Annotated in this window: 18 protein-coding genes and 1 pseudogene; 7 read left to right on the top strand and 12 right to left on the bottom strand. The window is 56.8% G+C overall.

What is annotated here, in order from left to right; all coding sequences use genetic code 11:
* Positions 1-39: 39 nt before the first annotated feature.
* A complete protein-coding gene (locus HA43_RS00185; RefSeq protein WP_039382177.1) occupies positions 40-5,571 on the top strand; it encodes a glutamate synthase-related protein in 5,532 nt (1,843 codons plus the stop codon).
* 64 nt (positions 5,572-5,635) lie between these two features.
* The gene (locus HA43_RS00180) at positions 5,636-7,390 is read left to right on the top strand and encodes a sulfite reductase subunit alpha (RefSeq protein ID WP_039382173.1); all 1,755 of its coding nucleotides are present in this window, start codon (positions 5,636-5,638) and stop codon (positions 7,388-7,390) included.
* Between the two features lie 52 nt (positions 7,391-7,442).
* Here HA43_RS00180 and sspB read toward each other — a convergent pair whose 3' ends face one another.
* The 5 genes and pseudogenes from sspB to zapE form a co-directional block, all read right to left on the bottom strand.
* Positions 7,443-7,928: a ClpXP protease specificity-enhancing factor gene (sspB, locus tag HA43_RS00175; RefSeq protein ID WP_039382169.1), complete on the bottom strand. Its 486-nt coding sequence runs from the start codon at positions 7,926-7,928 to the stop codon at positions 7,443-7,445.
* 2 nt (positions 7,929-7,930) lie between these two features.
* A complete protein-coding gene (sspA, locus tag HA43_RS00170) occupies positions 7,931-8,572 on the bottom strand; it encodes a stringent starvation protein SspA (protein ID WP_039382163.1) in 642 nt (213 codons plus the stop codon).
* 327 nt (positions 8,573-8,899) lie between these two features.
* Positions 8,900-9,292 carry a 30S ribosomal protein S9 gene (gene rpsI, locus HA43_RS00165; protein WP_039382160.1) on the bottom strand — a complete coding sequence of 131 codons (393 nt, stop codon included), beginning with the start codon at positions 9,290-9,292 and terminating at the stop codon, positions 8,900-8,902.
* A gap of 15 nt (positions 9,293-9,307) precedes the next feature.
* Positions 9,308-9,735: pseudogene (gene rplM, locus HA43_RS00160) on the bottom strand (50S ribosomal protein L13).
* 238 nt (positions 9,736-9,973) lie between these two features.
* A complete protein-coding gene (gene zapE / locus HA43_RS00155; RefSeq protein WP_094110669.1) occupies positions 9,974-11,101 on the bottom strand; it encodes a cell division protein ZapE in 1,128 nt (375 codons plus the stop codon).
* A gap of 189 nt (positions 11,102-11,290) precedes the next feature.
* Between zapE and zapG the strand changes: the two genes are divergently transcribed.
* From zapG to degS, 3 genes are all read left to right on the top strand, one after another.
* Complete coding sequence (gene zapG, locus HA43_RS00150; protein WP_094110668.1) at positions 11,291-11,701, top strand: Z-ring associated protein ZapG; 411 nt, start codon at positions 11,291-11,293, stop codon at positions 11,699-11,701.
* A 109-nt stretch (positions 11,702-11,810) separates the two neighbouring features.
* Positions 11,811-13,181 (top strand): serine endoprotease DegQ, encoded by a 1,371-nt coding sequence (gene degQ / locus HA43_RS00145; RefSeq protein WP_039382149.1) that lies wholly within the window; start codon positions 11,811-11,813, stop codon positions 13,179-13,181.
* Positions 13,182-13,267: 86 nt separating this feature from the next.
* Entirely contained in the window at positions 13,268-14,347 is a 1,080-nt protein-coding gene (gene degS / locus HA43_RS00140) for an outer membrane-stress sensor serine endopeptidase DegS (RefSeq protein WP_039382147.1), read from the top strand.
* Positions 14,348-14,386: 39 nt separating this feature from the next.
* Here degS and epmA read toward each other — a convergent pair whose 3' ends face one another.
* The 3 genes from epmA to efp all read right to left on the bottom strand — a co-directional run bounded on the left by epmA (position 14,387) and on the right by efp (position 16,353).
* Positions 14,387-15,364 carry an elongation factor P--(R)-beta-lysine ligase gene (gene epmA, locus HA43_RS00135; RefSeq protein ID WP_039382145.1) on the bottom strand — a complete coding sequence of 326 codons (978 nt, stop codon included), beginning with the start codon at positions 15,362-15,364 and terminating at the stop codon, positions 14,387-14,389.
* Between the two features lie 136 nt (positions 15,365-15,500).
* Positions 15,501-15,635: an entericidin A/B family lipoprotein gene (locus tag HA43_RS00130; RefSeq protein WP_039382142.1), complete on the bottom strand. Its 135-nt coding sequence runs from the start codon at positions 15,633-15,635 to the stop codon at positions 15,501-15,503.
* 151 nt (positions 15,636-15,786) lie between these two features.
* Entirely contained in the window at positions 15,787-16,353 is a 567-nt protein-coding gene (efp, locus tag HA43_RS00125; RefSeq protein WP_039382139.1) for an elongation factor P, read from the bottom strand.
* A 40-nt stretch (positions 16,354-16,393) separates the two neighbouring features.
* Here efp and epmB point away from each other — a divergent pair, with 40 nt between their 5' ends.
* Both epmB and HA43_RS00115 read left to right on the top strand, forming a co-directional pair.
* Positions 16,394-17,422, top strand: a complete 1,029-nt coding sequence (gene epmB, locus HA43_RS00120; protein ID WP_094110667.1) for an EF-P beta-lysylation protein EpmB — start codon at positions 16,394-16,396, stop codon at positions 17,420-17,422.
* Between the two features lie 54 nt (positions 17,423-17,476).
* Positions 17,477-17,746: a hypothetical protein gene (locus HA43_RS00115; RefSeq protein WP_094110666.1), complete on the top strand. Its 270-nt coding sequence runs from the start codon at positions 17,477-17,479 to the stop codon at positions 17,744-17,746.
* Here HA43_RS00115 and HA43_RS00110 read toward each other — a convergent pair.
* From HA43_RS00110 to HA43_RS00095, 4 genes are all read right to left on the bottom strand, one after another.
* Positions 17,731-18,078, bottom strand: a complete 348-nt coding sequence (locus tag HA43_RS00110) for a DUF4156 domain-containing protein (RefSeq protein ID WP_039385686.1) — start codon at positions 18,076-18,078, stop codon at positions 17,731-17,733. The two genes, HA43_RS00115 and HA43_RS00110, sit on opposite strands and share 16 nt — an antisense overlap.
* A 198-nt stretch (positions 18,079-18,276) precedes the next feature.
* The gene (gene groL, locus HA43_RS00105) at positions 18,277-19,926 is read right to left on the bottom strand and encodes a chaperonin GroEL (protein ID WP_039382134.1); all 1,650 of its coding nucleotides are present in this window, start codon (positions 19,924-19,926) and stop codon (positions 18,277-18,279) included.
* 46 nt (positions 19,927-19,972) lie between these two features.
* Positions 19,973-20,266: a co-chaperone GroES gene (locus HA43_RS00100; protein WP_039382130.1), complete on the bottom strand. Its 294-nt coding sequence runs from the start codon at positions 20,264-20,266 to the stop codon at positions 19,973-19,975.
* Positions 20,267-20,460: 194 nt separating this feature from the next.
* The gene (locus HA43_RS00095) at positions 20,461-20,913 is read right to left on the bottom strand and encodes an FxsA family protein (RefSeq protein WP_039382127.1); all 453 of its coding nucleotides are present in this window, start codon (positions 20,911-20,913) and stop codon (positions 20,461-20,463) included.
* Positions 20,914-21,142: the final 229 nt, after the last annotated feature.

The raw sequence follows: 21,142 nt of genomic DNA, 5'->3' as shown, positions 1-21,142 counted from the left end.
AGAACAGGCAATGTCTAAAGCAGTTTAAGGAGACTCTCAATGTCCACGCAAAAACCTCATTCCTATGGTTTGTACGACCCGGCCGCAGGCAGCGATAGCTGTGGTGTAGGTTTTATTACCCGCAAGGACGGCGAGCAGACACATGACATTCTGCAGATGGCGCACAGCGCACTCTGCACCGTGCCGCATCGCGGCGGGATGTCCGCAGAGGGTGTCGGTGATGGTGCCGGCGTTAACGTCGATCTCTCGCTTAACTTTTTCCGTAAATTAACCGGCCAGGCGCTGGAAGCTGGCCAGTTTGGCGTAGGCAACTTTTTTGTCCCGAAAGATGCCGCGCTGCGGGCTAATGCCGAACGTCTGGTTGAAGAGACGCTGGCCGCATGGAATTTCCCGGTGCTGCTGAAGCGCGATATGCCGCTGGATAATAGCGTAACCCGCCCTGCCGCCGTGGCGTTTCAGCTGCCGATTGTGCAGTGGGTGTTTGCCGCTCCGCCTGCGCTGACGAATCAGACTGACTTCGAACGTCAGATCTACCGGGCGCTGCTGGATATCGAAGCGCGCGCGTTCACCGAAAGTGAGTTTGGCGGCCTCTATCCGCTCTCACTCTCTTCCCGCACGCAGGTGTTTAAAGCGCGTCTGAACTCGAATGAAGTGATCCCTTACTTTAAAGACCTCACCGACAGCGATCACCAGGTGCGCGGACTCTTTTTCCATACCCGCTTCTCGACCAATACCGATCCCCATACCACTATGGCACAGCCGTTCCGCCTGATGGCGCATAACGGCGAGCTGAATACCGATCGTAAAAACCGCATTGCTGAAGCGGCGCTGATGCTGGCGCGCGGTAAAAAAATTGTCCGCCCTAAAGGCCAGTCTGACAGCTCGCGTCTTGACCAGAGCATCCACAGCCGCCTGATGGAAGACGATCTCGACCTGATCACCGCCGTGGTCTCCATGATGCCCCCGGCGTGGGAGAACGACAGTTCACTCTCCGCTGACGTGCGTGCGATGCTGGAGTACTTTTCGCTGTATGAAGAGAAAAATGATGGTCCGGCCGCGCTGATTTTCGGCAACGGCGAGGTCATCGGTGCCCGTCTGGATCGCCTGGGCCTGCGTCCGCTGCGTTCAGTGGAAACTGCCGACTATATCGGTGCCATGTCAGAAGCGGGTCAGATTGCCTTTCCGCCAGAAAGCGTACTGCGTCGCGGCCGCATCGAAGCGGGCGGTATGCTCTATTACGATCACAAAGAGAAGCGCGCCTATACCACGACCGAAGCGCTGGAAAAACTGGCGGCCGCAAAAGATTATCGTGCCCTGCTGCAGGCGGCGCGCGTCGAGCTGCATGAGCTGCCGGAAATTCCGGCCGAGAAGCTTGGCTCTCCGCTGCGCTATCGCGGCGATCTCAAAACCTACCAGCGTTTTGTCGCCTACTACTACAACCAGGAAAGCTTCAAGTTCATGATGGATCCGATGCTGCAGACCGGTGCGGAGAAGATCTCCGCAATGGGTTACGGCAACGCCATCAACGGCCTTTCCGATCATGAAGGCGGCATGGCGCACTACTTTTCGCAGCGCTTTGCGCAGGTGACCAACCCGCCGCTCGACTCTATCCGTGAAGCTGACGGCATGACGCTGCGCGTGGCGCTGGGCGCAAAACCCCACCTTGGCCGTAGCAAAGGGCAGCAAATTATTGTTCCCAGTCCGATCCTGACCCACCTTGATATGCTGCGCCTGCGCGAGCAGAACGTGGCACCTTACGCGCGCTTTGAAATGCTATATGAGCCGGTGACCGGCAAAGATATCGTCAGCCGCGCCGCTAATGCCAGCGCGCTGGAAAAAGCGATAGATAATCTGGCTCAGCAGGTGGTGGATTTCGCCCGTACGCAGGGCGGCATTGCCGTGATCACCGATCGTCACGTATCAACCACGCATGCCGCCATGCCGATGCTGCTGGTGATCTCCGCCATTAACCAGCGTCTGGTGCAGGAAGGGCTGCGTCTGGATGTCTCTCTGGTGGTTGAGAGCGGTCAGAGCATCTCGTCGCACCATATCGCTGCCACGCTCGGCTTCGGTGCTTCCGCCGTCTATCCGCTGGGCGTACAGATGCGCGCAGAAGAGAAATTTGGTGAAGGCGAAGAGGGTAATAAGGCGTTCAGGCGCTATGCCAAAGCCGCTGAGAAAGCGCTGATGAAGACCATGGGTAAAGTGGGCCTCTGCACCGTCGAGAGCTACAGCTGCGGTGAGTTTTTTGAGCCTAATTTTCTCGATACTGAAGATCCGGTGCTGAAAAAATATTTTCCGAATATCAAAACCCCGGTGGGTGGCGCAGGCTTCCCGGCGATCGCCCAGATGGCAGTAGACTGGCATCAAAGCGCGCTGAAAATCCAGGGTGAAGCGGAAGTGCCGCTGCTTGGCCTGTTCAAAGAGCGTGCGGAAGGTGCCGGTCACTCCTACGGCACCATCGCCGTGCGAACCTTTATCGATATGACTGAACAGCCGATCCGCTTTGCCGATAAGGCGCGCGAAGAGGATAACTTTATCCGTCTGATGACGCTCGCCAGGCTGGAAAACGCGTTTGGTATTAAAGCGGACGCATTCAAAGAGAGCAGCTTTGAACGGATCCCGAATGCGGTCATCGATACCTTTGCCATTACGCCGGATTACCGTCAGTTCTCCAGCCTGATGCATGCTGAGCGCAAACGCCGTCCGGCAGCGCTGCGTGACATTCTTGCCCTGCCCTGCGATCTGACCCACGTTGACAGTGAAGCGGAGTTTGGCCGCAAGCTGGGCCGCTATTCGCTGGTGAACAATGGTTTCGCCATCCGTGGCCTGCAGTGTCAGACGGTGGCGGGCAGCCTGAATCAGTTTGAACTGCGCCTGATCGACGCGATTGCCGGTCTGAAACCGGAGCAGGAGCGTCTGGCGGCGCTGGCGCGTGCGCTCAGCACCCGCTTCCGGGATGACATTGAGAGCAGCAGCGTGGAAGAGAGCGTGCTGCGCATTACCGCCTATGGTAAGGCCGCAGAGTACCTGGCAAAAATTTTCACGGCGCAGCCTTCGCTGCCGCTGGAGGAGATTCAGCCGGCACACGAAATCACCCGCACCTTCGCTTCCGGTGCAATGAGCCACGGAGCGCTGGTTGCGCCTGCGCATGAAGCCGTCGCGCACGGCACCAATATGGTGGGCGGCATGAGTAACTGCGGTGAAGGCGGCGAGCACTATTCGCGTCACGGCACCATCCGCGCCTCGCGCATTAAACAGCTGGCTTCAGGACGTTTTGGTGTCTGGGCGGCCTACCTGGCCGATCCGATGCTGGAAGAGCTGGAGATCAAAATTGGTCAGGGTGCAAAACCTGGCGAAGGCGGTCAGCTGCCGGCGCCTAAAGTCACGGTAGAGATTGCTGCCGCACGCGGCGGCACGCCCGGTGTGGAGCTGGTGTCGCCTCCGCCTCACCATGACACCTACTCCATTGAGGATCTGGCACAGCTGATCCACGACTGCAAAGCCGCGCGCGTGCGCGTTATTGTCAAACTGGTCTCTTCAGAAGGTATCGGCACCATTGCGGTGGGCGTAGCCAAAGCCGGCGCCGACGTCATTAACGTGGCGGGCAACACCGGCGGAACCGGTGCGGCATCGGTAACCAGCCTGAAATATACCGGCCGCGTGGCAGAAATCGGTATTGCTGAAGTTCATCAGGCGCTGTGCGCCAATGGCCTGCGTGACAAAGTACAGCTCCGCTGCTCCGGCGCGCAGCAGACCGGCAGCGACGTGATTAAATCCGCGCTGCTGGGCGGCGATAGCTTTGAGTTTGGTACCACGGCACTGATGATGCTGAAGTGCGTGATGGCGAAAAACTGCAACGTGAAGTGCCCGGCGGGCTTAACCACCAATGCCGAAGCCTTTGATGGCGATCCGCGTCAGCTGGCGCAGTACTTCATCAACGTGGCGCAGGAAGTGCGCGAGTTTCTCGCCCGCCTCGGCCTGCGCTCGCTGCGTGAGGCGCGCGGCCGGGCCGATCTGCTGCACCTGATGGATCATCCGCTGGAAGTGGGCAAACTCGATCTGCGCGCCATGCTGACGGTAGTACCGGAACAGAAAATCGCGCATCCGGTCTATCTGGAAAAAGATTTTACGCTCGACGACGGCTGGGTAACGGAAGTGACGGCGCAGCTGGTTGAGCAGGCGGGCCGTGAGGTTACTCTGGGCAACGGCGTGACGCTGAATAACCGCAATAAAAGCGTTGGCGGACAGCTGGCTATCGATATCGAGCGCCTGCTGAACCATACGCTACCGGCTGAGCAGCGCCTCCTGCTGCCGGCGGTGCTGAAGGACGATCGCGGGCGCCACTACCTGGCGCCACGCACGGTGCAAATCCATACCCAGGGCGCAGCCGGACAATCATTCGGGGCGTTCTGTAACGACGGCATGCTGATGCAGCACTACGGCACCTGTAACGATGGCGTAGGCAAAGGTCAGTGCGGCGGTGAGCTGGTGGTGATGTCACCAGGCGGCGGCGCACAGGATAGCGATGGCAACGTGCTGATCGGCAACTTTGCGCTGTTTGGTGCCACCGGCGGCCGGCTGTTTGTGCAGGGCCAGGCGGGCGATCGCTTCGCGGTACGTAACTCCGGCGCCACCGCCGTGGTGGAAGGCGTGGGCGATTTCTGCTGTGAATATATGACCAACGGCGCCATCCTTAACCTCGGCACCTTTGGCAAAGGCTTTGGCAACGGCATGAGCGGCGGCTTCGCTTATCAGTATGACCCGTACGGCAACCTTGCCGGCCATGCGGCGGGAGACTCCGTACTCTTTGGTTCCATTGCGGATGATAACGAGATGGCGCGCGTGCATAAGCAGGCGGTACTGACCATGCTGAACTGGCATCTGGAAGCGACCCGCTCGCCACGCGCCGCCTGGCTGCTGGCGAACTGGGAGAGCGAATGTCAGCACTTTGTGTATGTTATGCCGCGTTCGCTGCTGCTCTACCAGGATGGTGGTGAGATCCTGAAAGCAAAATCGCGCAAAGATCTGCTGGAAGAGCTTTCAACCTCGCTGGCTGCACACCAGGTAGCCAAATTTAAAGCGGCGTGGCGCAGCGGCAAAACCATTGCTGACGGGGCCGTACCCGCCTACGGTGCGACCGATACGCAGGAGATGTTTATCCTGCTTAACAACTACACCGTGCTGAGCTTTGCGCAGCAGCTGGCGCTGGGCAAGCTGCCGAAAGGCACCGCAGTGGAAGATCCGGCGGTTGAAAAAGCGGTACGCAATCTGCTGATGACCGAGGATTTTGCGCTGGTCAGTAAGCTGCAGCGGCACGCCCGCGCGGCAATTGAGAGCTACAGCGATGATGAGCTGGCAAGCCTGATCGCGGCAAAACGCATGGCTGATTACAAAGCGGCATTAACGCAGCGTAATATCCGCTCTATGGATAGCCTGGCGACCTATGGCTGGATCATCTATCAGGATGCGCGCCATCGCGAGGTGCTGGGCCACCTGCCGGACTTTGAAGAGCTGTTTGCGCGTGCGGCGCTGCCGGAAATTGCCGCTGCGGTCGGAAAACTGTCCTGATCGCGTCAGCCCGGCATTTGAGCCTTAAGAGTGAACATTACTAACAGGATTGAGTACCCGTATCATGAAGATTCCTTACATTCCTGAAGACGCACCGTTTAACGGTGAGCAGAAATACTGGCTGGCGGGTTTTCTCGCCGGTCTCCACTCGCGCCTGTTAGTGCTGGAAGATAAGCAGACGGCGCCTGCCGCTGGCGCCAGCGCAACTACGCAGCTGCACATTCTGTACGGCTCCCAGACCGGCAATGCCGAAGCGCTGGCCCAGACCGCGGCTAAAGCGGCTCGTGCCAAAGGTCTGGTCCCGGTGGTGCAGGCGCTGGGTGAGGTCGATCTCGAAGTCTTCACCACCATGCGTCATGTGCTGATTGTGACCTCAACCTATGGTGAAGGTGAGATGCCTGACAACGCGCAGCTGTTCTGGCAGGCGATTTCAGCCAGCACCGCACCGCGCCTGGAGCAGATGCACTTTGCCGTGCTGGCAATTGGCGATACCGGCTACGACGGTTTCTGCCAGGCGGGTAAATTCATCGATATGCGTCTTGAACAGCTGGGTGCGCGCCGCGTGGTGGATCGCATCGACTGCGATATCGATTTTGAAGAGCCATCCGATGCCTGGATTGGCAGCGCGATGCCGCAGTTTGCCGCCAGCGCCGGCAGCAGCGGCACCGTGCTGGAGAGCGCACCGGAAGCGCCGGTGATCCCCGGCAGCAATAAGCAGAATCCTTATGCGGCTGCGCTGACCACCAATAAACGCCTCTCTGGCGAACAGTCGGCTAAAGATATCCGCCACTTTGAATTTGATCTCAGCGGTAGCGGTCTGAAATATGAAGCGGGCGATGCGCTGGGGATTATTCCGGTCAACGACGCCGCGCTGGTCACGCTGCTGCTGACTGAGCTGAAAGCGGACTATGAAACACCGGTACCGGGCTTCGATCGCAATCTGGGCGATCTGCTGACCTATCAGTTTGAGATCGCCGAGCCGTCACGCAAGCTCATTGAGTGGATTGGCCAGCACACCGCCAACCAGGAGCTGCTGCATGTGCTGCAGCACGACGATAAAGATACGCTGGCCAACTGGCTGTGGGGCAAAGACAGCCTCGATCTGCTGCAGCTGGAGCTGAAGCGCAGCCTGTCGGTGCCGGAATTTGTGGCGATGCTGCGGCCGCTGCAGCACCGCGCTTACTCCATCTCCTCCAGCGCCAAAGCGCATCCCAATCAGGTGCACCTGACCATCGCCTCTGTGCGCTATCACAGCGGCGGACGCGAGCGTAAAGGCGTCTGTTCCACTTATCTGGCAGAGCGCGTACGCCGTGGCGAGAAGCCGGCTATTTTTATTTCGCCTAATAAAGCGTTCCGCGTGCCGGCTGATGGCAATGCACCGTTGATCATGGTCGGACCGGGTACTGGTATTGCGCCGTTTCGCGCGTTTCTGCAGGAGCGTCAGGCAACGGAAGCAAAAGGCAAAAACTGGCTCTTTTTCGGCGATCAGCATCAGGAGCATGACTATATCTACAGTGATGAGCTGCACGGCTGGCAGCAGAGCGGTCTGCTGACGCACCTCGATCTCGCCTTCTCGCGCGATCAGGAAGAGAAAATCTATGTTCAGAACCGGATGCTGGAGAAAGGCGCTGAGCTCTACGCCTGGCTGCAGGAAGGCGCATACTTTTACGTCTGCGGTGATGCATCGCGCATGGCGAAAGATGTCGACGCCGCGCTGTATGAAGTGGTACGCCAGGCTGGCGGTCTGTCCGGTGAACGTGCCGCAGCGTATATCGACCAGCTGAAGAAAGAAAAACGCTATCTGCGCGACGTCTACTGAGTGACAGCATAAAAAAACGGGCCATCAGGCCCGTTTTTTCTGCGCGAAAAGATTACTTAACGACGCGCAGTGAAGGACGTCCGCCGCGCGGCGGTGGCTCGTCATCAGGGGAATGATCCTCATCCTGAGCATCATCCGGACGATCGCCATCGATAACGGACATGACCGTCTCTTCCTGACCCGCTTCCTGATCGTCCATCGCCTGATCGTAGACCGGCTCCGGTTCGAACATGGTGCCCGCACCATTTTCACGCGCGTAGATTGCCATTACAGCAGCCATCGGCACGGAAACCTGACGCGGCACGCCGCCAAAGCGCGCGTTGAAGCGCACTTCGTCATTGGAGAGATCGAGATTGCCTACCGCACGCGGCGCAATATTCAGCACGATCTGTCCGTCGCGCGCATACTCCAGCGGGACCTGTACGCCAGGCAAATTGATATCCACCACCAGATGCGGCGTCAGCTGATTATCCAGCAGCCAGTCGTAAAATGCCCGCAGCAGATAGGGGCGACGCGCAGTGAGTTGCGACATTTCCATACTTAGCCCCGAGCCTGCAGGCGCATTTCCCGCTCAGCTTCCGTCAGTGAGGCGAGGAAGGAGTCGCGTTCAAATACGCGTGTCATATAACCTTTCAGCTCTTTCGAGCCGGCACCGCTCAGATCAACGCCCATCTGCGGCAGACGCCACAGCAGCGGCGCCAGGTAGCAATCCACCAGGCTGAACTCTTCGCTCATAAAGAACGGCGTGCGCGCAAACAGCGGCGCAATCGCCAGCAGCTCTTCACGCAGCTGTTTGCGCGCGGCATCTGCCTCAGCGCCGCTGGTGGTTTCGATGGTACGCAGCAGGCTATACCAGTCCTGCTCAATGCGGTGCATCATCAGGCGGCTTTCACCACGCGCAACCGGATAAACCGGCATCAGCGGAGGATGCGGGAAACGCTCATCCAGATACTCCATGATGATGCGTGATTCATACAGCGTCAGTTCACGGTCGACCAGCGTAGGTACGGTGCGATACGGGTTGAGGTCAATCAGATCCTGCGGCAGATTATCTGGTTCAACCTGCTCGATCTCCACGCTGACGCCTTTTTCAGCCAGTACAATACGTACCTGATGGCTGAAAATGTCAGTCGGACCAGAAAACAGCGTCATTACCGAACGTTTGTTGGCAGCGACAGCCATGAAAACCTCCAAGTTTGTTCACAAAAATATACTGCGAATAGCCAACCACACGGCGACTCACCCGATCATCAGACTCGCACACTGCCGGGCAGCGCTGATATCCGGCTCATGTCCGGAGCGGAGCGTCAGTTCAGGCCGCAGCTCGCGGGCGCAAAGTGTCAGTGAGTTTACCAGATTTTAAGCAGCTTGTGGGGCGGGGTTGCGCATTTGCGGGCAAATAGCCGGGAAAGCTCGCGTTTTTACACTGCTTTACCGGGATAACAGCCAATAAAAAACCCGCCGAAGCGGGTTTTTTGAGCCAATTGACACTGCCGAAGCAGTAAGCAATTAACGCTTGGAGAACTGAGGACGACGACGTGCTTTACGCAGGCCGACTTTCTTACGTTCAACCTGACGAGCATCACGGGTAACAAAGCCCGCTTTGCGCAGTTCTGCACGCAGAGATTCGTCGTATTCCATCAGAGCGCGGGTGATACCGTGACGGATCGCACCAGCCTGACCAGAAATACCACCACCTTTAACGGTGATGTACAGATCCAGTTTACCAACCATATCAACCAGCTCCAGCGGCTGACGCACGACCATGCGTGCAGTCTCGCGACCGAAGTACTGCTCCAGAGAGCGCTGGTTAATTACGATGTTACCGCTACCCGGCTTGATAAAGACGCGAGCGGCAGAGCTTTTGCGGCGACCAGTGCCGTAGTTTTGAGTTTCAGCCATTGCCTATAATCCCGATTAAATGTCAAGAACTTGCGGTTGCTGCGCCGCGTGGTTGTGCTCGTTGCCTGCGTAAACTTTCAGTTTACGGTACATAGCACGACCCAGTGGGCCTTTTGGCAGCATGCCTTTAACCGCGATTTCAATCACACGCTCAGGACGGCGGGCAATCATCTCTTCGAAGGTCGCCTGCTTGATACCACCGATGTGACCAGTGTGGTGATAGTAAATCTTGTCGGTACGCTTGTTGCCGGTTACAGCAACTTTGTCCGCGTTCAGAACGATGATGTAATCACCGGTGTCAACGTGCGGAGTATATTCCGCTTTGTGCTTACCACGCAGACGCGCGCCAGTTCAGTCGCCAGGCGACCCAAGGTTTTGCCAGTTGCGTCAACAACATACCAGTCACGCTGTACGGTTTCTGGTTTAGCTGTAAAAGTTTTCATTGAAAAGCTTACCCAAATAAAAGTTACACGTTGGTGAAATCCCAAACGCTAAGTTAACGATTGAGGCTCACGCGACCATTTCGCCCAGCAAGCCCACCCCCTCAGGTAGAGTTACCGGATCACACAGCTTTCCGGGAAAAGAAATGCTGTGCTGTAACGTGGGGTCGCAAGATTATAGAGAAGTCAGATTTAAAAATCGAACCTTTTTGCGACAAAATTCACGATTTCTGGCCGGGCGTCACGGCAGATGCGGCAGCCGGAGATACTCCTCGCTCTGCATCTCCTGCAGGCGTGACAGGCAGCGCTGATACTCGAACTTCAGCCGGGTTCCCTGATAAATTTCAAACAGCGAGGTTTCCGCTGCCACCACCAGTTTGACGTGGCGTTCATAAAATTCATCCACGAGCGCCAGAAAGCGGCGCGCCTGATCTTCAGTTTTATAAATCATCACCGGTACATCAAACAGCAGCACGCTATGGAAACGCCGCGACAGCTCAATGTAGTCGTGCTGGCTGCGCCCCGCTCCGCACAGCGTCAGGAAATCAATGGCGAGTACGCCTTCATGTACTCCACGGGTGGGCATCTCCCGGTGATTGATCTCCAGCACCGGTGCATCATCGGGTGCTCCGCCCGCCAGCGCACGAAACATGCGCGTCATCTCCGCCTGTGTGGCGTCATTAAGCGGATGGTTCCACAGATGTGCTGACGTCAGCGTACGCAGGCGATAGTCGATGCCGGCATCCACGTTCATCACCTCACAGTGCTGTTTAATCTGCTCAATAGCGGGCAGGAAGCGCGCGCGCTGCAGACCGTTGCGGTAGAGATCGTCCGGCGGAATATTGGAGGTGGCGACCAGGGCGATACCGCGTGCGAACAGTGCCTCCATCAGCGTACCCAGCAGCATGGCATCGGTAATGTCGGAGACAAAAAACTCATCAAAGCAGAGGATATCGGTCTCTGCTTTAAAACGGTCAGCCACAATCTGCAGCGGATCGCTTTGTCCCTGCAGCTGCGTCAGCTCTTCATGTACCCGCAGCATAAAACGATGAAAGTGCAGCCGCAGTTTGCGATCGCCAGGAATTGACTGAAAAAACAGGTCCATGACCCAGGTTTTTCCCCGGCCGACGCCGCCCCACATATAGAGACCGCGTACCGGTGCTTCCGGCGCTGCCTTCTCTTTGCCGACCAGTCGGGAGAGGCGTCCCAGCAGGCCGCGACCGCTGTTTTCACGCGGCTGCTGACGGGCAATAAGCCCTTGCTGGATAGCGTCTAAGCGGGTTATAGCTTCACGTTGTACGTCGTCCGGGCGGAACTCGCCCTGCGACAGCGCCTGCTCATAGCGCGCAAGCGGAGATGAGGTTTGCATGGTTCTCTCAGAATCCCTGAAAAGTCCGATTCACGTGTCGGTTGCTGAAAATTAGGCCGCTCTACACTAAGCGATACAGTCCGATAGTTCCACTTCCTGCAGATTAACGGGTATAGTGACTTATAGTGAAGCTGAAGTTGAAGTTGAAGCAATGCCCTACGAAGCAACGGAAATTACACGGGAGTTATTATGACCTGGGAATACGGGCTGATTGGTTTAGTGATTGGCATTATTGTCGGCGCAGTCGCTATGCGTTTTGGCAACAAAAAATTGCGCGAACAGCGCAGCATGCAGTATGAACTGGAAAAATCAAAAGCGGAGCTGGCAGATTATCGCGAAGAGCTCACCAACCATTTTGCCCAGAGCGCAGAGCTGCTGGACAATATGGCGCGCGATTACCGCCAGCTTTATCAGCACATGGCAAAAGGATCCAACGATCTGCTGCCTAATCTGCCGGGTGAAAAAAATCCGTTCGCCTATCAGCTGACGGAAGCGGAAGCGGATAACGATCAGGCGCCGGTGCAGATCCCGCGTGACTACTCTGAAGGCGCTTCCGGGTTACTGCGCGGCAGCGATCGCACTACCCCGCCCCGCAGTTAATCTTTTCAGGGCACCGCCTCATGCGGTGCCCTTTTTGTTTCGAACACTTGCAGTAAACGATTGTCACACTTTCTGTACTCCCCTATTCGCAGCGAGAGCCTGATAACCCATGAAAAAACAAACAAAACTATTAAGCGCACTGGCGCTGAGTATCAGCATGAGCCTGGCCGCAACGTCAGGCGCGATGGCCGCGCTTCCGGCACAGATTCAGGGGCAGGCGCTGCCAAGCCTGGCACCGATGCTGGAGAAAGTGCTGCCGGCGGTGGTCAGCGTACACGTTGAGGGCAGCGACAGTGGTCAGCAGGCGCAGGAGATCCCGGAACCGCTGAAGCGTTTTTTCGGCCAGGCGCCCGGTCAGTCACAGCCCCAGCCGTTTGAAGGCCTCGGTTCAGGCGTCATTATCGATGCGGCAAAAGGCTACATTCTGACGAATAATCACGTTGTAAACGGCGCGGACAAAATCAGCGTCCAGCTCAGCGACGGCAACGAATATGATGCCAAACTGATTGGCCACGACGAGCAGACAGATATCGCTCTGATTCAGGTTGAAGGGGCTAAGAACCTGACGCAGGTGAAAATCGCCGATTCTGATGCGCTGAAAGTCGGCGACTTTGCGGTAGCCATCGGTAACCCGTTTGGTCTGGGTCAGACAGCCACCTCCGGGATCATCTCGGCACTCGGCCGCAGCGGTCTTAATCTTGAAGGACTGGAGAACTTTATTCAGACGGATGCGGCGATTAACCGCGGTAACTCCGGCGGCGCGCTGGTCAACCTGAACGGTGAGCTTATCGGTATTAATACCGCGATTCTGGCATCAAGCGGCGGCAATATTGGTATCGGCTTTGCCATCCCCAGTGATATGGCGATTAACCTGGCGCAGCAGCTGATTCAGTTCGGCGAAGTGAAGCGCGGTCAGCTGGGTATCAAAGGCACCGAGATGACGGCGGATATTGCGAAAGCGTTTAACGTTGACGCGCAGCGCGGCGCATTTGTCTCTGAAGTGTTGCCAAAATCGGCCGCGGAGAAAGCGGGGATAAAATCGGGCGACATCATCACCTCTATCAACGATAAGCCGATCGCCAGCTTCGCCGAGCTGCGCGTTAAAGTAGGCACCACGCCGCCAGGCCAGCAGGTGAAAATCGGTCTGCTGCGCGACGGTAAGCCGGTCAGCGTGACCGTTACGCTGGAGCAGAGCGCGCAGAGCACCGCCAGCGCGCAGCTGATGTCTCCTGCCCTGCAGGGCGCGCAGCTGAGCGACGGCACCACCAAAACAGGCGATAAAGGCATTAAAGTCGACGCCATCGAAAAAGGCACGCCGGCTGAGCAGGTCGGTCTGCAGAAAGATGATGTGATTGTGGGCGTAAACCGTACCCGGGTGCAGAGCCTCGCTGAGATGCGCAAAGTACTGGAGGGCAAACCGCCGGTGCTGGCGCTGAATGTGGTACGCGGCGACGAGAGTATCTACCTGCTGCTGAGATAATCCCCCCGACAGGCGGACAAGCAGGTGTGTGTCCGCCTTTCTCATGTTATTCTGCCCTGCGATCTCACCTGGCTTGAAATAACACCATGTTTCTTAAACTTTTGCGTGCAGTGGTGATGGGCCTGATCGTAGCAGGCTTGCTGCTTGTTGCGATCCCGGCGCTGCGGATGGGCAGCGACGTCACTTTTGATCATGAAAGCAGCGCTGACGAAACCCCTTTCAGTTTTAATCCGGGGGTGCGCCGCGCCGTGCCCGCCGTAGTCAATGTCTACAACCGCAGCGCCCACGGTAACAATAATCGCGGTATCACCACGCTCGGCTCGGGTGTGATCATGAACGCGAAAGGGTACATCCTTACCAACAAACACGTTATCAATAACGCCGATCAGATCATCGTGGCGCTGCAGGATGGCCGCTTTTTTGAAGCGACCCTGGTGGGCTCCGACGCCATGACCGATTTAGCCGTGCTCAAAATCAGCGCCTCAGGCCTGCCGGTTATCCCCATTAACCCTGCGCGGCTGGCGCACATTGGTGACGTCGTGATGGCGATTGGTAACCCTTATAACCTCGGGCAGACGGTCACACAGGGCATTATCAGCGCGACCGGGCGCGTCGGCCTGAGCTCTTCCGGCCGGCAAAATTTTCTCCAGACCGATGCCTCAATTAATCAGGGTAACTCAGGCGGCGCGCTGATCAATTCGCTGGGCGAGCTGATGGGTATCAACACGCTGACCTTTGATAAAAGCAACGACGGAGAAACACCGGAAGGCATCGGCTTCGCTATTCCTACCGCGCTGGCGGCCAAAATCATGGATAAGCTGATCCGCGACGGGCGGGTGATCCGCGGCTATATCGGCATTACCGGACGTGAACTGCCGCCGCTGCACGGCCAGGGCAGCAATCTCGATCGCGTACAGGGTATTATTGTTAACAGCGTCGCGCCGGGCGGTCCGGCCGATAGCGCCGGGATCCAGGCCAACGATGTGCTGCTGCAGGTTAATGGCAAGCCTGCGCTCTCCGCGCAGGAGACGATGGATCAGGTGGCGGAGATCCGCCCCGGTTCAGTGATTGATGTGCAGGTGCTGCGCAATGAGCAAAAAATGACGCTGCCGGTTACGATTCAGGAATTTCCGGAAGCTGCCGCGCCCGTCACCACCGCCCAGTAAGCCGCGGCGCCAGCCGGCGCCGCGCTTAACCTGACGTTCTCAGCTTCTGTCGACCGGAAACGCGATCACATCGCTCAGCGCGCTGGCTTTCAGCGCCAGCATAATCAGGCGATCCACGCCCAGCGCCACGCCGGAACAGGCTGGCATACCATGCGCCAGGGCATCCAGCAGATAGTGGTCAATCGGATGCTGCGGCAGCCCGCGCGCCGCACGACGACGGTTATCCTGTTCAAAACGCTGACGCTGCTCACGGCTGTCGGTCAGCTCGCGAAAACCGTTCGCCAGCTCAACCCCTTTGTAATAGACCTCGAAGCGTTCAGCAACGCGATGATCTTCCGTGCTGATCTCCGCCAGCGCAGCCTGACTTGCCGGGAAGTGATAGACAAAGCAGGGTTTGTCGTTGCCAATTTTCGGCTCTACGCCCAGCATAAACAGCAGCTGCAGCAGCGTATCGCGATCCTCTTCACGCTGCGCCAGCTCCCCCTCGCCGAGCTTTGTCGCGGCTTCGCGCAGCTGCGTTTTATCCGCAGAGAGCGGATCAATCTCCAGATGACGGATAAACGCCTGCTGATAGGAAAGGGATTCTGCAGTGTCGCACTCCAGCACCTGCTGCAGCAGATCGTCCACCTCGTTCATCAGGCGATACATATCGTAGTGCGGGCGATACCACTCCAGCATGGTGAATTCAGGATTGTGATGACGCCCCGCCTCTTCATTACGGAAGCAGCGACCCATCTGGTAGATCGGCCCGCTGCCAGCGGCCAGCAGCCGTTTCATATGGTATTCCGGGCTGGTCATCAGCCAGAGATCGCGGCCTTCGCTGGCGCCGGGTCCGACAAAACGCGTCTGAAACGGCACCAGATGGATATCGGTAATGGTGGCCTGGCTCATCGCCGGGGTATCCACTTCCAGCACGCCGCGATCGGCAAAGAAACGCCTGATTTCCGCCAGAATCGCGGCGCGTTTCAACAAATTGGCAATGGGTGCGCTCGGCTGCCAGCTTGCCGTTTCGCTCATGGTGATGACTCCTCATACAAATAAGGGGTGGAAGTCTACCCGGAACAGAAGCAGCAAACAACGAGGCGTAGCGGAAGAGAAGCTGGCAGATCAGAGGAAAAGAAGAGCGGTGCGAAAGCTTTCGCACCGGCAGATTTTACTGGGTGCTGCGCTGAATTGCCTGACCACCCGCTTCGACATCTTCACCGACGCCGCGCGTGGTGTTACAGCCGCTCAGTACCGAAGAGAGCACCAGCACAGAGAAAATTGCGACAATACTTTTCTTAAACATAGCCATATCCTTGTTGGTTGCAGTAAAAGTACAGCTTTTAAAGCATAGTCCGCTTCTGCAGCCTGGTAGCTAAGTCCCTGAAAAATTCACGCCGCCGGCGCGTTTCGCGGGCATAAAAAAAGGCGCATCACAGATGCGCCTGATTTAGTGCTTATTTTACGCGGGAAACGTATTCACCCGAGCGGGTGTCAACTTTCACCACTTCGCCAATCTGAACGAAGAGTGGCACTTTGATGACTGCGCCGGTCGACAGGGTCGCTGGCTTGCCGCCGGTTCCGGCGGTATCGCCTTTCAGGCCCGGATCGGTTTCAGTGATTTCTGCTTCGATGAAGTTTGGCGGCTGAACGGCAATCGGTTTATCGTTCCACAGGGTTACGATACACTCTGCGTTGTCCTGCAGCCACTTGGTCACGTCATCCAGTACTTTGGCTTCAACCTGGTACTGTTCAAAAGACTCAGGGTGCATAAAGTAGAAGAAGTCACCGTCGTTGTAAGAGTACTGCAGCGTCATATCACGAACGTCTGCGCCTTCGGCAGAGTCGGTAGATTTGAAGGTCTTCTCAACGCGAGAACCGGTCAGCAGACGACGCATTTTAACGCGTGCGAAAGCCTGGCCTTTACCCGGTTTTACGAATTCACTGGATTCGATGGCATACGGTTCGCCTTCGAACATGATTTTAAGACCGGAACGAAAATCGTTGCTAAGATAAGTCGCCATAAAGGCCCTCTGTAGATATTAACTGGTAATAGCCAAAAAAATGGCACACATTGTAACCCTAAATTCCCCTGTCAGAGAAGATTGGTTGCAGCAACTTGCTGATGTTGTCACCGATCCTGCTGAATTACTGCAACTTTTAGGCCTCGAACATCATCAGGAATTAGCTGCCGGCCACGCTGCACGCCAGCTTTTTGCCCTGCGCGTGCCGCGCGCCTTCATTCAGCGCATGCGCCACGGCGATGCCGGTGACCCTCTGCTGCTGCAGGTGCTGACCAGCCGCCAGGAGTTTACCGATGCGCCGGGCTACACTACCGATCCGCTCGATGAGCAGAGCAGCGTGGTGCCGGGCCTGCTGCACAAGTATAAAAACCGCGCGCTTCTGCTGGTTAAAGGGGGCTGTGCGGTAAACTGCCGCTACTGTTTCCGTCGTCACTTTCCCTATCAGGATAATCAGGGCAACAAGCGTAACTGGCAGGCGGCGATCGACTATATTGCCGCGCACCCGGAGCTGGATGAGATTATCCTTTCCGGCGGCGATCCGCTAATGGCTAAAGATCATGAGCTGGCCTGGCTGATTGCGGCGCTGGAGCAGATCCCGCATCTGAAGCGACTGCGTATTCACAGCCGGCTGCCGGTGGTGATCCCGGCGCGCATTACGGAAACGCTGTGCCAGCTGCTGGCTGACACCCGCCTGCAGGTGCTGCTGGTAAGCCATATCAATCACGCGCAGGAGATTGATGAGGCGCTGCGCGCGCGTCTGCAGCTGCTGAAGCGATCGGGCGTGACGCTGCTGAATCAGAGCGTGCTGCTGCGCGGCGTTAATGATAATGCGGATGCGCTGGCTGAGCTAAGTAATGCGCTGTTTGATGCCGGCATTCTGCCCTACTATCTCCACGTACTCGACAAAGTTCAGGGCGCTGCCCACTTCTTTGTTTCAGACGCCGAAGCGCGCACGCTGATGCGTCAGCTGCTCAGCCGGGTCTCCGGCTATATGGTGCCCAGACTGGCGCGTGAGATTGGCGGTGAGCCGAGCAAAACCCCGCTGGACCTTCAGCTGCGTCAGGAGTAACGCTCGCTCTCCGGTGCGCATGAATGCGCACCCTACAAAGACGTGCCGCAATTGATGCGCACCCTGCAAACAGACGTGCCGCAACTGATGCGCACCCTGCAAACAGACGTGCCGCAACTGATGCGCACCCTGCAAACAGACGTGCCGCAACTGATGCGCACCCTGCAAGCAGACGTGCCGCAACTGATGCGCACCCGGCGTGCTTATGTAGGGTCGCCATTAATGGCGACCACAGCGGCTCGTAACCCCCACATTCCGCTGCAAATAAAAAAAGCCGCTCTCGCGGCTTTTTTATTGCTGCTCTGCTATTACGGACACTTGTAAACCTGGCCGGTCATTTTGCTGTCGAGCGGCGCGAACGCAGAAAGCAGATTCTGCGTCGGGCTGGTGGCACCATAAATAACGTTGCCGCCCATTTCAGCCGCCCGGTTGCGCAGATCGTTGGCAGCACCGCGCAGCGCGCTATTTTCGCCGCCCGCCCCGCTCAGCCAGTTGCTCTGTGAGCCGGTGACGTTGCCCAGAAGCTGACATTGACTTGCTGGCTGCTCATCGACAAACGTGACGCGTTCGCCAGCGGCGCTCAGCTGATTTGAGCTGCTGCAACCCGCCAGCAGCATGATGCCCGCTGCCAGTCCGGGCAAGAGGTTAATCCGCATTGTAATCCCCATTTTATTATCATCAGTGTCGGGCGGCAGCGTAGCAGAAAAGCGCACTTTTTTTCTGAACATTCATTGCCCTGAACCCACAAAGCCGAAAGATCGCGTCCCTACTTATACCCTGTTCGCCAGCAAAAGAAAAACCCCCGACCGTTTCCGGTCGGGGGTTTCGCAGATAGCTTACGCTGTCGGGGACAATTACATCATGCCGCCCATACCGCCCATGCCACCCATACCGCCTGCGCCCGCGCCTAAATCAGGTGCGTCGCCTTTAGGCAGATCGGTAACCATGCACTCGGTAGTGATCATCAGACCAGCTACAGAGGCCGCGTACTGCAGCGCAGAACGGGTTACTTTGGTTGGATCCAGGATACCGAAGTCGATCATGTTGCCATACTCTTCGGTCTGCGCGTTGTAACCGTAGTTACCGTCGCCCGCTTTCACGTTGTTTGCCACAACGGAAGGCTCTTCACCGGCGTTGGAAACGATCTGACGCAGCGGAGCTTCCATTGCGCGCAGCGCAACTTTGATACCGACGTTTTGATCTTCGTTCTGACCACGCAGATCGGTCAGCTGAGCCGCAACGCGAACCAGCGCGACACCGCCGCCCGCTACCACGCCTTCTTCTACCGCAGCACGGGTAGCGTGCAGGGCATCTTCAACGCGGGCTTTCTTCTCTTTCATTTCCACTTCAGTAGCGGCGCCTACTTTCAGTACGGCTACGCCGCCTGCCAGTTTCGCTACGCGCTCCTGCAGCTTCTCTTTATCGTAATCTGAGGTCGCTTCTTCGATCTGCTGACGGATCTGCGATACGCGGCCAGAGATAGCGCCCTGATCGCCCACACCATCGATGATGGTGGTGGTATCTTTGTTGATCACGACACGCTTGGCCTGACCCAGATCTTCCAGAGTGGATTTCTCCAGCTCCATACCGATCTCTTCAGAGATCACGGTACCGCCGGTCAGGATAGCGATATCCTGCAGCATCGCTTTACGACGGTCGCCAAAGCCTGGCGCTTTAACCGCAGCCACTTTCACGATACCGCGCATGGTGTTCACCACCAGCGTTGCCAGTGCTTCACCTTCCACATCTTCCGCGATGATCAGCAGTGGTTTGCCCGCTTTCGCAACGGCTTCCAGTACTGGCAGCATTTCACGAATGTTGGAGATTTTCTTGTCAGCCAGCAGAATGAACGGGCTTTCCAGCTCAACTGCGCCGGTTTCTGGCTTGTTGATGAAGTAAGGAGAGAGGTAGCCGCGATCGAACTGCATACCTTCCACTACGTCCAGCTCGTCCTGCAGACCGGTGCCTTCTTCAACGGTGATAACGCCTTCTTTACCCACTTTTTCCATCGCCTGGGCGATCAGGGTACCAACGCTCTCATCGGAGTTAGCAGAAATAGTACCAACCTGCGCGATTGCGCGGGTGTCCTGGCAAGGTACAGACAGCGCTTTCAGCTGCTCAACAGCAGCGACAACGGCTTTATCGATACCGCGCTTCAGATCCATCGGGTTCATGCCGGCCGCAACGGCTTTCAGGCCTTCGTTAACGATAGACTGTGCCAGTACGGTTGCGGTGGTGGTGCCGTCGCCTGCTGCATCGTTTGCTTTAGACGCGACTTCTTTCACCATCTGCGCACCCATGTTCTCGAACTTATCTTCCAGCTCGATTTCACGCGCAACAGAAACACCATCTTTAGTGATGGTCGGTGCACCAAAAGATTTATCCAGAACCACGTTACGGCCTTTCGGGCCCAGGGTAACTTTTACTGCATCTGCCAGTACGTTCACGCCACGCAGCATTTTTACGCGTGCGTCATTACCGAATTTTACGTCTTTAGCTGCCATTTCAAATTTCCCTTAAATTCGTTTCGTTCAGTGAATTACGCGTAAATTACGCTTCGACAATCGCCAGGATGTCGCTTTCAGAGATGATCAGAACTTCTTCGTTGTCGATTTTCTCGGTTTTTGCACCGTAGCCTTCGCTGAAAATCACCAGATCACCCACTTTCACGTCCAGCGGCTTGATCTCGCCGTTGTCCAGGATGCGGCCATTGCCAACAGCCAGAACTTCACCACGGGTTGATTTGCCAGCTGCAGAGCCGGTCAGAACGATACCGCCTGCTGATTTAGCTTCAACTTCTTTACGCTTGACGATAACGCGATCGTGCAACGGACGAATTTTCATTTGGTAGCTCTCCTTTGAGAAGTCCAATCATTCATTTTTGGGTTGAACGCCGGGCTTGAGGGTTCCGGCCTCGTGCAGGAAGAGATAGGGGCAGACAAGAGAGTTTCAAGGGGAAAAAAATAAAAAAATTTTTGTTTGTGCTACAAACGCTTAAAAAGAATACAAATAAGGCGGCTTGCGCCGCCTCGCTTACCTCAGCGATCTTTATCGTGGCCGATGCGATCCTGATCTTTACGCTCAAATTCACCATCCATCGTTACGCCGCTGTCGGGTCCCTGGCCAGGACCGCGCCAGACGCGCAGATGCGGCATCAGCCTCAGCGTCAGGAGCTTTTGCACCGGCGGCAGCAGCAGCAGCAGGCCGAGAAAGTCGGTAAAGAAGCCGGGCAGCAGCAGCAGCACACCGGCGATGATCAGCGAGACGCTTTTAATCATCTCCGCTGCCGGGCTTTCGTTACGCGCAAGCTTCTCCTGCATCAGCATAAAGTTTTTCATGCCCTGATTTTTCACCAGCGACACACCGATACAGGAGGTAAAAATTACCAGCAGCATCGTCAGCAGCACGCCCAGCGCATGTGCCACCTGGATAAACAGCGTGATCTCAATCCACGCCAGGACAAAAAAGAGTAAAAACGGTAACCAGCGCACTGGTGTCTCCTGTGAGTTGGGCCGCCTCGCGACAGGCCAGGCGGCAGAAACAGAGCGATCGTAACGATCATAGGTAGTGAGATGGGCACCCGCGCGGTGGATTTCAACCGCACCGGCCAAATAATTCCTTTTGACATAAAAGTGAGAGATACATCACATATCGTTATTACCACTTGCCGGGCAAATGTCCGTAAAGTGATCTGTGTACGAGCATTTCTGCCGTGACAGA

This window comes from Pantoea eucrina, from assembly GCF_002095385.1.
GTDB lineage: Bacteria > Pseudomonadota > Gammaproteobacteria > Enterobacterales > Enterobacteriaceae > Pantoea > Pantoea eucrina.
This window is presented reverse-complemented; position numbering and strand designations above follow the sequence as displayed.

Bases quoted from the DNA above. Each gene is read 5' to 3' on its own strand.
- HA43_RS00185 (WP_039382177.1), top strand. From the start codon at position 40: ATGTCCACGCAAAAACCTCATTCCTATGGTTTGTACGACCCGGCCGCA.
- HA43_RS00110 (WP_039385686.1), bottom strand. From the start codon at position 18,078: ATGCGGATTAACCTCTTGCCCGGACTGGCAGCGGGCATCATGCTGCTG.
- groL (WP_039382134.1), bottom strand. From the start codon at position 19,926: ATGGCAGCTAAAGACGTAAAATTCGGTAATGACGCACGCGTAAAAATG.
- epmA (WP_039382145.1), bottom strand. From the start codon at position 15,364: ATGAGCGAAACGGCAAGCTGGCAGCCGAGCGCACCCATTGCCAATTTG.
- HA43_RS00115 (WP_094110666.1), top strand. From the start codon at position 17,477: ATGCGCACCCTGCAAACAGACGTGCCGCAACTGATGCGCACCCTGCAA.
- HA43_RS00130 (WP_039382142.1), bottom strand. From the start codon at position 15,635: ATGTTTAAGAAAAGTATTGTCGCAATTTTCTCTGTGCTGGTGCTCTCT.
- sspB (WP_039382169.1), bottom strand. From the start codon at position 7,928: ATGGAAATGTCGCAACTCACTGCGCGTCGCCCCTATCTGCTGCGGGCA.
- degQ (WP_039382149.1), top strand. From the start codon at position 11,811: ATGAAAAAACAAACAAAACTATTAAGCGCACTGGCGCTGAGTATCAGC.
- HA43_RS00180 (WP_039382173.1), top strand. From the start codon at position 5,636: ATGAAGATTCCTTACATTCCTGAAGACGCACCGTTTAACGGTGAGCAG.
- degS (WP_039382147.1), top strand. From the start codon at position 13,268: ATGTTTCTTAAACTTTTGCGTGCAGTGGTGATGGGCCTGATCGTAGCA.
- zapG (WP_094110668.1), top strand. From the start codon at position 11,291: ATGACCTGGGAATACGGGCTGATTGGTTTAGTGATTGGCATTATTGTC.
- rpsI (WP_039382160.1), bottom strand. From the start codon at position 9,292: ATGGCTGAAACTCAAAACTACGGCACTGGTCGCCGCAAAAGCTCTGCC.
- zapE (WP_094110669.1), bottom strand. From the start codon at position 11,101: ATGCAAACCTCATCTCCGCTTGCGCGCTATGAGCAGGCGCTGTCGCAG.
- HA43_RS00100 (WP_039382130.1), bottom strand. From the start codon at position 20,266: ATGAAAATTCGTCCGTTGCACGATCGCGTTATCGTCAAGCGTAAAGAA.
- epmB (WP_094110667.1), top strand. From the start codon at position 16,394: ATGGCACACATTGTAACCCTAAATTCCCCTGTCAGAGAAGATTGGTTG.
- efp (WP_039382139.1), bottom strand. From the start codon at position 16,353: ATGGCGACTTATCTTAGCAACGATTTTCGTTCCGGTCTTAAAATCATG.
- sspA (WP_039382163.1), bottom strand. From the start codon at position 8,572: ATGGCTGTCGCTGCCAACAAACGTTCGGTAATGACGCTGTTTTCTGGT.